At 45.9% G+C, this 11864-nt stretch carries 10 protein-coding genes; 6 read left to right on the top strand and 4 right to left on the bottom strand.

Going from position 1 to position 11864, the window contains the following annotated elements; all coding sequences use genetic code 11:
• Positions 1-24: 24 nt before the first annotated feature.
• On the bottom strand, positions 25-990 hold the full coding sequence (lsrR, locus tag DK423_RS01745) for a transcriptional regulator LsrR (protein WP_005557045.1): 966 nt from the start codon (positions 988-990) through the stop codon (positions 25-27).
• Positions 991-1235: 245 nt separating this feature from the next.
• Here lsrR and lsrA point away from each other — a divergent pair, with 245 nt between their 5' ends.
• From lsrA to lsrG, 6 genes are read left to right on the top strand one after another with little or no spacing between them, the layout of a single operon-like run.
• Positions 1236-2753, top strand: a complete 1518-nt coding sequence (lsrA, locus tag DK423_RS01740) for an autoinducer 2 ABC transporter ATP-binding protein LsrA (RefSeq protein WP_005557043.1) — start codon at positions 1236-1238, stop codon at positions 2751-2753.
• Between the two features lie 12 nt (positions 2754-2765).
• Positions 2766-3794, top strand: a complete 1029-nt coding sequence (lsrC, locus tag DK423_RS01735) for an autoinducer 2 ABC transporter permease LsrC (protein WP_316245599.1) — start codon at positions 2766-2768, stop codon at positions 3792-3794.
• A 13-nt stretch (positions 3795-3807) separates the two neighbouring features.
• The gene (lsrD, locus tag DK423_RS01730; RefSeq protein ID WP_005557038.1) at positions 3808-4812 is read left to right on the top strand and encodes an autoinducer 2 ABC transporter permease LsrD; all 1005 of its coding nucleotides are present in this window, start codon (positions 3808-3810) and stop codon (positions 4810-4812) included.
• A 24-nt stretch (positions 4813-4836) separates the two neighbouring features.
• Positions 4837-5853, top strand: coding sequence for an autoinducer 2 ABC transporter substrate-binding protein LsrB (lsrB, locus tag DK423_RS01725; protein ID WP_005557036.1), 1017 nt, complete (start codon positions 4837-4839; stop codon positions 5851-5853).
• Between the two features lie 23 nt (positions 5854-5876).
• Positions 5877-6755 (top strand): 3-hydroxy-5-phosphonooxypentane-2,4-dione thiolase, encoded by an 879-nt coding sequence (gene lsrF / locus DK423_RS01720; RefSeq protein WP_061886380.1) that lies wholly within the window; start codon positions 5877-5879, stop codon positions 6753-6755.
• Between the two features lie 32 nt (positions 6756-6787).
• A complete protein-coding gene (gene lsrG, locus DK423_RS01715; protein ID WP_061886218.1) occupies positions 6788-7090 on the top strand; it encodes a (4S)-4-hydroxy-5-phosphonooxypentane-2,3-dione isomerase in 303 nt (100 codons plus the stop codon).
• 106 nt (positions 7091-7196) lie between these two features.
• On the opposite strand, the gene pyk is transcribed toward lsrG, so the two are convergent.
• The 3 genes from pyk to DK423_RS01700 all read right to left on the bottom strand — a co-directional run bounded on the left by pyk (position 7197) and on the right by DK423_RS01700 (position 11804).
• Positions 7197-8642 carry a pyruvate kinase gene (pyk, locus tag DK423_RS01710; protein ID WP_081111367.1) on the bottom strand — a complete coding sequence of 482 codons (1446 nt, stop codon included), beginning with the start codon at positions 8640-8642 and terminating at the stop codon, positions 7197-7199.
• A gap of 245 nt (positions 8643-8887) precedes the next feature.
• A complete protein-coding gene (locus tag DK423_RS01705; RefSeq protein WP_005557027.1) occupies positions 8888-9877 on the bottom strand; it encodes a ribonucleotide-diphosphate reductase subunit beta in 990 nt (329 codons plus the stop codon).
• Between the two features lie 241 nt (positions 9878-10118).
• Positions 10119-11804, bottom strand: a complete 1686-nt coding sequence (locus tag DK423_RS01700; protein WP_109043851.1) for a ribonucleoside-diphosphate reductase subunit alpha — start codon at positions 11802-11804, stop codon at positions 10119-10121.
• Positions 11805-11864: the final 60 nt, after the last annotated feature.

Genomic DNA, 11864 nt, shown 5'->3' with positions numbered 1-11864 from the left:
GAAATAAGCCCGCTACACCGCTTACTAAACCAACTGCGCCAACATCATTCGAGCCGTGTTTTCTTCCGTAACCAATGAATTAATGTGATTGCCGTGCAATGCGCTTAAAATCGCTTCGACTTTGTCTTCACCGCCGGCAACACCGATAACATGAGGAATTTTTCGTAGATTTTCCAACGAAACGCTAATCAATTCCTCATGTAACGGCATATTCGGCTGTAAACTGCCGTCTTTGCGCATGAAATAACCGAGAATATCGCCTACCGCCCCCTGGTTGCGAATAATTTGTTGTTTTTCCTCCGTAATATAACCGGAGCGGAGCAGTGTCGCCTGCCCTTTTTGGCGGGTGGCGCCGATGCCGACGATTGCCGCATTGGCACTACATGCCGCCAGCATAATATCGCGCACACAGGCTTCCCGTTTGAATAGCTTTGCCGCTTCAATTGAAGACGCCCGTAAAGGCGCGGGAATGATACTTACCGAACATGAACCGTCTAATTGCCCGATGCCTTTCATATAAGGGCCGACACCGCCCGATAAGGTGATTAATTTAATCGCATTGTGCGTGATGAATTCATTGGCGTATTTCAGCGTTTTCATAATGGTGTCGCCGAAACCGATCGCCAGCATCTGATTCGGTTTAAGCAACGACATCAGCATTTGTGCCGCGCCGATACCTAATCGCTCATTGATTTCATGCTGTTCCAGTGTCGGCAGGATACGAATATGTTTTAGTCGGAAGCGTTGTTGTAGCGCTTCTTCCAGTTCCAGACAACCGGTAAAGCGGGAGTTGATCTGGACTTTAATAATGCCGGACTGACGCCCTTTTTCCAGTAGTCTGGAGACTTTTAAGCGCGGTAATTTCAGTCTGTCGCCGATTTCGCTTTGAGTCAGATTATCGTGATAATAAAACCAGGCAATCCGCGCCAATAATTCTTCTTCCCCGAAACTTTGGGTCGTTTCCTGATTATCTGTGATTAATTCGTTCATATTGCTTTATTCATTTTTATTGATTTCGGGTATTATTCATTTGTTTTTTACTATTATCAATTGTTCTTGTTGTTTTTTTGTAAAAGCATGATGAAGATCACTTTTTTAAAAATAAGTGGTGGTTTTTAAGCAGTCTTATTTAGATTTGTGATCTATCTCTCAGAAATTTTGTGAATTCCTGACTAGTATTTTGAAAAAATGTTTTCATGAAAGTACATTTGTTCATTCTGTGTGGCAGGTAAAAGATGCAAACTCAAATTTCAGAGCCAAAATGCTTAATATCCGCCCGAAACATCGGTAAGTCGTTTTCCGGCGTGGAAGTGCTGAAAGCCATTGATTTTTCCTTATACGCCGGTGAAGTGCACGCCTTGCTTGGTGGTAACGGCGCGGGAAAATCGACGCTGATGAAAATTATTGCTGGTATTCAGCCGCAAGATAGCGGAGAACTGGAAATTCATGGGGTGCGACAAAATAAACTTTCCCCGAATAAAGCCCATCAGCTCGGCATTTATTTAGTGCCGCAGGAGCCGCTGTTATTTCCGAATTTAACGGTGAAAGAAAATATTTTATTCGGCTTAACCCGTCATGAAAAAACATCGGAAAAACTGACCGCACTTTTAGCAGAACTGAACTCTCATTTAAAGCTGGATATGCCGGCGGGTTCGCTGGAAGTCGCCGATCAACAGCTGGTGGAAATTATGCGCGGGCTTATGCGCAATGCGTCTATTCTGATTCTGGACGAACCCACCGCCTCTTTAACGCCAATCGAAACGGAGAACCTGTTTAAGAAAATTCGTTCGTTGCTGGAGAAGGGCGTGGGCATTGTCTTCATTTCTCATAAACTGCCCGAAGTGTGGCAGATTTCTCACCGTATCAGCGTCATGCGCGACGGCTATATTGCGCTGACCGGCAATACCGCCGAGTTGAATAAAAATGATGTGATTACCGCCATCACGCCGAAGGCGAAGAATACCGGCTTAACGGAAAGCCAAAAATTATGGCTGGAATTGCCGGGACATAATCGTGTGAAATCCACCGACAAGCCGATTTTGCAGGTGCAGAATTTGACCGGTGAAGGGTTTAAAAATGTCGCTTTTGATATTTATCCCGGTGAAATTTTAGGCTTGGCAGGGGTAGTCGGCGCAGGGCGGACGGAATTGGCGGAAACCTTATATGGCTTGCGTAAACAAAAGTGCGGTCAAATTTTCTTTGATAATCGGGAAATCAGTGCGTGCGACATTAAATCTCGGCTCCACCAAGGCATCGTTTATTTGCCGGAAGATCGCCAGGCTTCCGGATTATATCCGGATTCGCCGTTAACCTGGAATGTCTGCGGGTTGACCTATAACGATATGGGATTCTGGCTGGATACGGCGAAAGAAAGCGCCACTTTGGAACGTTACTATCGTGCTATCGGGATTAAATTCAGTGATGAGCGACAAGCAGTCAGAACGCTGTCCGGCGGGAATCAGCAAAAAGTGTTGATCGCCAAGTGTCTGGAAGCGGATCCGGCGCTGCTGATTATGGACGAGCCGACACGCGGTGTAGATGTCGGGGCGCGTGCGGATATTTATCAGCTGATTAAAAATATCGCCAAACAAAATGTGGCGGTGTTGTTTATTTCTTCCGACTTAGAAGAAATCGAGCATATGTCGGATCGCGTATTGGTCATGCATGACGGGCAAATTAGCCATTCTTTGGTCGGTGAGGCGATTAATACCAACAATATCATGCAAATGGCGTTCGGCAGTACGCATGGGTAAGGAGAATCGATGATGGGAAAATTGATACTGAAACTGATTCAGGATAATCGTGAACTGACCATTCTTATTGCCATCGGTTTGTTATTTTTACTGTTAGGTTTTGTCGGAAACGGCTTTCATTTGCAAACCTTAAGCATGGTGTTTAATTCCGCACAAATCGTCATTTTGCTGGCGATTGGCGCCACTTTCGTCATTTTAACCCGCAACATCGACGTGTCCGTCGGTTCCACCATGGGGCTTTGTGCGGTGATTGTCGGCAGTTTGTTAAACGCCGGTTACGGGTTGAGCAGCGCTTTTCTTATTACCTTATGTTGCGGTTTGGCGGCGGGATTATTAAACGGCGTATTGGTAACCACGTTACGCATTCTCGCCATTGTTGCCACATTAGGCACGCTGGGATTATACAAAGGCATTATGTTGTTGATTACCGGCGGGAAATGGATCGAAGGTTTGCCGCAACAACTAAAAACACTCTCCGAACCTGTTTTCTTACATATTTCGCCTATCGGTTGGATCCTGATTATCTTGATTCTCGCCACGTATTATTTCTTAACGAAGCTCCCCGCCGGGCGTAATTTCTATGCCGTGGGGGATAATCTGCAAGGGGCGCTGCAATTGGGCGTGCGTATTGATCAGGTGAGAATCGTCGCTTTTGCCATAAACGGCATGATGGCGGCAATTGCCGGGATTGTTTTTGCCTCGCAAATCGGTTTTGTGCCGAATTCTACCGGTAACGGTTTGGAAATGAAGGCGATCGCCGCATGTGTGTTGGGCGGGATCAGCTTGCTCGGCGGTGCGGGAAATTTAATCGGCGCGGTGTTAGGCGCCTATTTCCTGATTCAAATCGATACGATTTTGGTGTTACTTAAAGTGCCTGCTTATTGGAATAATTTTGTAGCCGGTATCGTACTGCTTGCCGTATTGGTGTTTGACGGACGGATTCGCGTGATGATCGCCAATAATTTGAAATTACAACGTTACGCCCGCTTCTTGAAAGCGGAGAGTGTCAACGGCATCGATGTAAAAGTGCGGTCGAAATAAGGAGAGAATAATTATGTTGACGTTGAAAAGATACGGCTGGGAATTGACGTTATTTTGTTTGGTCATCATTGAAATTCTCGGTTTCGGCGCTTTCAATCCGCGTATGCTGGATTTAAACGTATTGCTTTACAGTACCAGCGATTTTATTTATATCGGTATGCTTGCCTTGCCGTTGACTATGATTATCGTCAGCGGCGGCATGGATATTTCCTTCGGTTCCACCGTCGGTTTATGCGCCATCACCTTGGGCGTATTGTTTAAAGCCGATGTGCCGTTGATGTTGGCGATTCCGTTAACTTTTATGGTCGGCATATTATGCGGTTTGATTAATGCCGGATTAATTCTATACACCAAAGTGAATCCGTTGGTGATTACCTTAGGCACCATGTACCTGTTCGGCGGCGGAGCGTTGTTATTATCCGGTTTTGCCGGCGCAACAGGTTATGAGGGCATCGGCGGCTTTCCCGATGCGTTGTTGGATTTCGCCAATCAAACCTTATTCGGCATTCCGACCCCGATCCTGTATTTTCTGTTAATGACGCTCATCTTCTGGTTGTTGATGTACAAAACCACCATCGGCAGAAGCACGTTTTTAATCGGGCAAAGTGAACGCACTTCCTGTTACAGCGCCGTGCCGATTCGTCGCACATTATTATTGATTTATTCCTTTATCGGCATCATCGCCGCCTTCGTGGCGGTATTGTTGGTGTCTTATTTCGGCTCCGCCCGCTCCGATTTAGGCAGTTCCTTATTAATGCCGGTATTAACTGCCGTGGTGTTGGGCGGCGCCAATATTTACGGCGGAGCCGGTTCCATTATCGGCACGGCGATTGCCGCCATGCTCATCGGTTATTTGCAACAGGGATTGCAAATGATCGGTATTCCCAATGAAATTTCCGGCGCTTTATCCGGCGCCTTACTTATTATCGTGTTAATCGGCAAGTCCGTCAGTTTGCATTATGGTGCTATTGTGCAATGGGTTTGTCGGCGAACCGAACGTCAGGTAGCAGTAGATTAAATTCAACTCAAGAGGAAAATGAATATGAAAACGTGTGTAAAACTAACCGCACTTTCCGTGTTACTCGGTTTATCCGTTGTGGCGACGGCACAGGCAGCCGACCGTATCGCCTTTATTCCTAAACTGGTGGGCGTGGGTTTCTTCACCAGCGGCGGGCAGGGCGCCACCGAAATGGGCAAAACCTTGGGCGTGGATGTTACTTATGACGGTCCGACCGAACCGAGCGTGCCTAATCAGGTGCAACTGATCAATAACTTTGTGAATCAAGGTTACAACGCGATTGTGGTGTCGGCGGTTTCCCCGGACGGTTTATGCTCTACTTTGCAACGTGCCATGAAACGCGGCGTAAAAGTATTGACCTGGGACTCCGACACCAAACCGGAATGCCGTAGTCACTATATCAACCAAGGCACACCGGAACAGTTAGGCTCCATGTTGGTGGATATGGCGGCGAATCAAATCAGCAAACCGAAAGCCAAAGTGGCGTTTTTCTATTCCAGCCCGACAGTTACCGACCAAAATCAATGGGTGAAAGAAGCCAAAGCGAAAATTGCCAAAGATCATCCGGAATGGCAAATTGTAATCACCCAATTTGGTTATAACGACGCCATTAAATCCCTGCAAACTGCCGAAAGCATTTTGAAAGCCTATCCTGATTTAGATGCCATTATCGCACCGGATGCCAACGCATTACCGGCGGCTGCACAGGCAGCAGAAAACTTGAAAGTGAATTCCGTGGTGATTGTTGGGTTTAGTACCCCGAATGTGATGCGCCCTTATGTGAAACGCGGCACGGTAAAACAATTCGGCTTATGGGATGTGGTGCAACAAGGCAAAATTTCCGTGGCTGCCGCCAATGCCTTATTGAAAGGTGAAAAATTAAATGTGGGCGATAAATTGAACGTGCAGGGTATCGGTACTATTGAGGTTTCACCGAACAAAGTACAAGGCTACGAATATGAAGCGGACGGCAACGGCATTATTTTATTGCCTGAACGCGTGGTATTCACCAAAGACAATATCGACAACTACAATTTCTGATTAGCGAAGAGAGGAGTATTTCAATGGCAGATTTAGATGACATTAGAGACGGTAAAGATTTCGGTCTGGATCGACCGCAAACCAATCAGGCGTTTTATTTAAAAGGTGCCGGCGCGTTGGATTGGGGCATGCAATCCCGCCTGGCGAATATTTTTAACCCGAAAACAGGCAGAACCATTATGCTGGCGTTCGACCACGGTTATTTCCAAGGACCGACTACCGGGCTGGAACGTATTGATTTGCACATCACCACGTTATTTGAATATACCGACGTATTAATGTGTACCCGTGGTATTTTGCGTAGCGTCGTGCCGGCATCCACCCGCAAACCTGTCGTTTTGCGTGCATCCGGTGCCAATTCAATTTTGACCGAATTATCCAACGAAGCGGTGGCGGTGAGTGTGGAAGATGCCTTGCGTCTGAATGTTTCCGCGATGGCGGCACAGGTGTATATTGGTTCGCAACATGAACATCAATCCATTAAAAATATTATTCAGTTAGTGGATCAGGGGACGCGTTACGGTATGCCGACCATGGCGGTGACAGGCGTCGGTAAAGATATGGCGCGGGATCAACGCTATTTTTCCTTGGCGACCCGTATCGCAGCGGAAATGGGTGCGCATATCATCAAAACCTATTATGTGGATAAAGGCTTTGAACGCGTAACTGCCGGCTGCCCGGTACCGATTGTCATTGCCGGCGGCAAAAAATTACCGGAACAAGACGCGTTGGATATGTGCTACAAAGCCATTGACCAAGGGGCTTCCGGTGTGGATATGGGGCGTAATATTTTCCAATCTGACGCGCCGATTGCCATGTTGAAAGCAGTACATGCCATTGTTCACGGCGGTGAAAATGCAGAAAAAGCCTATCAGTTATATCTGCATGAAAAAAATGCGTAGTCTTTCTCATTTTTTGCAATAAGGAGTTTGTTATGTTTGCAATGTTGGTAGAGATTAATGTTAAGGAAGGTAAAGAGCAGGAATTTCTCGACATCTTTGAACGTAATCATATCGGTACCCGACAGGAACCGGGCAATTTGCGTTTTGATGTGTTGCGTGATCCGGACGTTCGCACCCGTTTTTACGCTTATGAAGTCTATGTGAACGAAGCTGCTTTGGAAGCGCATCGCAAAACGGTGCATTACCATCGCTGTGTCGCCGAGCTGGAACCTATAATGACCGGCAGTCGAAGTAAAAAAATCTTTGAATGGGTGTTTCCTGAAGCCGTTATTTGATGAACAACGCATAAAAGTGCGGTCGAAATTTTCGGTGTTTTTTATTCACGCAAAAAAAGGCTTAGAATTCTCTAAGCCTTTTTTTATCCGTTTATCGTTACGCCAATTATTCAACGGTAAGGATACGACAGGTGTTGGTATTAGAACCGCTGTTGGCGAATTCTGCGCCTTGGGTTAATAACACGGTATCGCCGGACATTAAGAAGCCTTTTTCTTTTAACAAGTTGATGGCTTTTTGTGCGCCTTCAATGGTGCGACTGACGTCATCGTAATAAATCGGTGTTACACCGCGATACAACGCACACAGGTTTAAGGTATTTTGATTACGGGATAAAGCAAAAATCGGCAAGCCGGAGCTAATGCGGGACATTAACAGCGGGGTGCGGCCGGAACTGGTCATGGCGATAATTGCAGTCACGCCTTTCATATGGTTGGCAGCGAACATGGCGGACATGGCAATGGTTTCTTCAGGATTGTCAAATTCCATATCCATACGATGATGAGAAGTATTTACGCTAGGCATTTTTTCCGCACCTAAACACACTTTCGCCATGGCGGCAACGGTTTCGGCAGGGTATTGACCGGCGGCGGTTTCGGCAGAAAGCATTACCGCGTCGGTGCCGTCCAATACCGCGTTCGCCACGTCCATGACTTCCGCACGGGTCGGCATTGGGTTGCTGATCATAGATTCCATCATTTGAGTCGCGGTGATTACCACACGGTTTAATTTACGGGAGCGGCGGATTAATTTTTTCTGTACGCCGACCAATTCCGGATCACCGATTTCCACCCCTAAGTCACCGCGGGCAACCATGATGATGTCGGAAGCCAGAATGATGTCGTCCATTGACGCATCGTCAACAACAGTTTCGGCACGTTCAACTTTGGCAACGATTTTGGCATTTAAGCCGGCTTCTTGGGCTAATTGACGGGCGTAGTTTAAATCTGCGCTGGAGCGCGGGAAGGAGACGGCAAGGTAGTCAACACCGATACGTGCGGCGGTAATAATGTCCGCTTTGTCTTTTTCGGTTAAGGCATCGGCAGATAAACCACCGCCTAATTTGTTAATCCCTTTGTTGTTGGATAACGGACCGCCTACGGTCACTTCAGTGAATACTTTCGCGCCTTCGGTGGATAATACTTTTAATTGCACGCGACCATCGTCTAATAACAGAATATCGCCCGGTACAACGTCTTGTGGAAGGGTTTTGTAGTCTAAACCGACAACTTCTTGTGTGCCTTCGCCTTTCGGTAATTCCGCGTCTAATACGAATTTATCGCCGACGTTTAAGAAGATTTTACCGTCTTTAAATGTGGATACGCGAATTTTAGGGCCTTGTAAGTCACCTAAAATCGCTACGGTTTTGCCTAATTTTTTGGCAATTTCATGTACATGTTCTGCGCGGGCGATATGATCTTCCGGTGAACCGTGTGAGAAATTCATACGTACTACATTGGCACCGGCAGCAATAATTTTTTCTAAATTGTTACCACGGTCTGTTGAAGGTCCCATAGTACATACAATTTTCGTTCTTCTTAGTCTTCTGGACATTAAGATTTCTCCGTAATTAGTTGTATTGTAAAACTTTTTATTGCGGGCGCAGGTTTCAACAATTACCCACAAGAACCGGGCGGTATTATACGCCGAAAATAAAATTAGATCGAGATCACATTTCGGGAAAAACCGTTGCAATTTTAACCGATTTTATAAAGGTGTTTAGCCATAATCGGTTACGGTTTCCCCATGAAAAAAGTGCGGTGAAAAAACACATTAATTTTCTACCGCACTTTTTGAGACTAGAACAAATCGTCTGCCGTGATTTGTTTCATTTTTTTACTGTAATCGGTGGAACGCTTGTTGAAGAAATCCGTTTCTTTGGTCGAAAGAATTTCAATGTCAAACCATTCCGTTTCCTTCAATTGCGCCGGATTGATGTTGTAAATCGGTTCCAAACCTAAAGCGACGAGGGAGTTATTGTAACGGTTGGCGATGTAATTTTCCACGGTGGTTTTGCTTAAGAAATCCAATTCGCCGTCTTCAAAAATCCAGTCCAGAATGGCTTTTTCTGCGTTGAACGCCTGTTCGGCGAGTTCTTTTAATTCTGCATAGAACTCGTCGGTAAATAATTCCGGCTGTTCTTCGCGTAAAAGATGATAAAGGCTAATGCCAAAACGCCCGTGAATTTCTTCTTCTTTAGAGGTGGCTTCTACCGCATTGGAAATGCCTTTGAACAGATTTTTGTGCTTATTGAAGCTCATCATAATAACAAACTGGCTGAATAGCGAAATGTGTTCCACAAACAGAGAGAACATCACCAGTGAAAGCACAAAATCCTGTTGGCTCACGTCTTTTTTACGCATAAAAGCTTCCATGTACTCAATGCGTGCCATGATGGCTTTGTATTGACGCACGTTGCGGAACATTTCGTTTAAACCGAGTTTTTCCAGCAGGAAAGAATAGGCATCTTTGTGGCGAATTTCCGATTCCAGAAAACTGCCGCCCACATCTTCAATTTCCGGTTTCGGGAAATAATTGTAGAGATTGCCCCAGAAGCGTTTTACGCTCACTTCAATTTGCGAAATGGCAAGCATAGTTTTGGTGATAACGGCACGTTCGACATCGCTAATATGGGTGCGAAAATCCTGAATGTCGCCGGTGAAATTAAATTCTGTGTGAAGCCAGTAAGAATGGCGGATAGCGTCTTTAAATTCAAGCAGTTCCGGGTATTCGTAAGGTTTAATTTCAAAGCGTGGGGTAAATAAGCTGCGTTTTGCGGTAGCGTTCATTGTGTGATCCTCGTGATTCGTGGAATAAGGTGCGCATTAGAAATGGATAACCAGACGGAATATTACTTTATTCTTTCCTTCCCCTGCTTGCGGGGGAAGGGGGCAATATAAATTTCATCCCCCTCAGCCTTCGGCAGCTCCCCCCGTAAACGGGTGGAGCCAAGTATAAAACACAGGTTAGAAAACGCGCGCCATCATCTGTTTTTATTGTAAAAAGTGCGGTTGTTTTTTCTTGTGTTTTTTAACCTTCACAGCTACTGCAATTAAGCAGGTTACGGTTAAACACTTGCGCCGCACTCATGCTGTATTGGTAATAAATGGATTTCAAACCCAGTTCTTCGGCGGTGAGATAAAGCTGGTTTAAATCGCGCGCCAGGGTTGCGGGGTGGACCATGATATTAACGCTTTGCCCTTGGTCGATGTATTTTTGGCGTTGTGCCGCCTGTTGAATCACGGAAAGTTGGCTGATTTCCGAGAAGGTTTTAAACACTTCTTTTTCCTGTTCGGTCAGCTCGTTTAAATGTTGCACAGAACCGTCATTGAGCAGAATGCTTTCCCAAATATCTTCACAATCCAAGCCCTTTTGTTTGAGCAACGCTTCCAAAAACGGATTTTTATAGACCACTTTAATTTTGGATAAATCTTTCACGTAGTAATTGGATTTAAACGGCTCGATGGACGGCGATACGCTGCCTAAAATAAAACTGCTGGATTTGGTTGGCGCCACGCTCATCAATGTGGTATTACGACGACCATAACCTTTCAGAATTTCCGGTTCGCCGAAACGATGTGCCAGTTCTTTCGAGGCTTTTAAGGTTTTTTCCTGTAACAATTTGAAAATCGTGTTGTTGTGCTGCATGGCTGCAAAACTGTCGAAAGCGATATTTTTCGATTGCAAATAGCTATGCCAGCCCAGCACACCCAAGCCTAATGCACGATGACGGCGGGCGAATTTATTGGCTTTTTCGATGTATTGAATATTGGCACTTTGTTCAATGAATTCGCTCATTACCGTATCCAAGAAATAGGTCAGCACTTCCGGTGCGTCGGTGTCTTTCCATTCATCAAAATAGAGCAAATTCATGGAAGATAAACAGCACACGAAACTTTCGTCTTCGCTCGACGGCAACGCGATCTCGCTACACAAATTGGAGGCGTGAATCATCATGTTGCGGTCTTTATACACGTCCGGACGCTCCGCATTGGCGTTATCTTTGAAGAATAAATAAGGAATGCCCGTTTCCGTCTTACGTTGTAACAATTTCGCCCAGATTTGGCGCTTGTACGGATCGCCGGCTTTCATCGCTTCCAACCATTCGTGGCTGACGCAGACGCCGTAATACATTAACTGAATCGGGTTGCCTTCGGTGTGAATATCCAGCCATTCTTCAATGTCGCCGTGGTCGATGTCTATATAACCGGCGAACATGCCTTTACGGCTGGTGCCTTGGCTGATGGTGTCGATGGTGGCTTCAAACAGTTTGGTAAAGGCGAAAGAACCGTTGGATTTACCGTTATTGGTGATGTTGGAACCGCGCGGGCGAATATCGCCGAAATAGCCTGAGGTGCCGCCGCCGAGTTTGCTCATTACGCCGATTTCTGCCACGGTGGACATAATGCTGTTGATAGAATCGCCGATATAGGAGCCGAAGCAGCTGATGCTCAAGCCGCGGCTTAAGCCGAAGTTCGACCAAATCGGCGAGGAGAGCGAATAATAGCCGCGCGACATGTAGTGATAAAACTTATCCGCATAGCCTTCGATGCCTAATTTTTGTTCGGCGTAATCAGCAATAAAGCGGATGCGTTCTAGGGCGGAGGTGCCTTCTAACAGATAACCACGTTGTAAAAACAATTTGCTGTCTTCGTTAAGCCAGGCAAAATCCGGTCGATTCGGATCGGTAATAGGAAGAAATTGAGTGTGAGACATAATAACCTTGTAAATTAGTAAGAATAAACTTTGTTTATGCTAACAGGATTTAATTGTGAT

It is taken from the genome of Aggregatibacter actinomycetemcomitans, assembly GCF_003130205.1.
GTDB classification, from domain to species: Bacteria; Pseudomonadota; Gammaproteobacteria; order Enterobacterales; family Pasteurellaceae; genus Aggregatibacter; species Aggregatibacter actinomycetemcomitans_A.
Note: the sequence above shows the minus strand (reverse complement) of the source record. Positions and strands in the feature narration are given on the sequence as shown.

Bases quoted from the DNA above. Each gene is read 5' to 3' on its own strand.
- lsrR (WP_005557045.1), bottom strand. From the start codon at position 990: ATGAACGAATTAATCACAGATAATCAGGAAACGACCCAAAGTTTCGGG.
- lsrA (WP_005557043.1), top strand. From the start codon at position 1,236: ATGCAAACTCAAATTTCAGAGCCAAAATGCTTAATATCCGCCCGAAAC.
- lsrC (WP_316245599.1), top strand. From the start codon at position 2,766: ATGGGAAAATTGATACTGAAACTGATTCAGGATAATCGTGAACTGACC.
- lsrD (WP_005557038.1), top strand. From the start codon at position 3,808: ATGTTGACGTTGAAAAGATACGGCTGGGAATTGACGTTATTTTGTTTG.
- lsrB (WP_005557036.1), top strand. From the start codon at position 4,837: ATGAAAACGTGTGTAAAACTAACCGCACTTTCCGTGTTACTCGGTTTA.
- lsrF (WP_061886380.1), top strand. From the start codon at position 5,877: ATGGCAGATTTAGATGACATTAGAGACGGTAAAGATTTCGGTCTGGAT.
- lsrG (WP_061886218.1), top strand. From the start codon at position 6,788: ATGTTTGCAATGTTGGTAGAGATTAATGTTAAGGAAGGTAAAGAGCAG.
- pyk (WP_081111367.1), bottom strand. From the start codon at position 8,642: ATGTCCAGAAGACTAAGAAGAACGAAAATTGTATGTACTATGGGACCT.
- DK423_RS01705 (WP_005557027.1), bottom strand. From the start codon at position 9,877: ATGAACGCTACCGCAAAACGCAGCTTATTTACCCCACGCTTTGAAATT.
- DK423_RS01700 (WP_109043851.1), bottom strand. From the start codon at position 11,804: ATGTCTCACACTCAATTTCTTCCTATTACCGATCCGAATCGACCGGAT.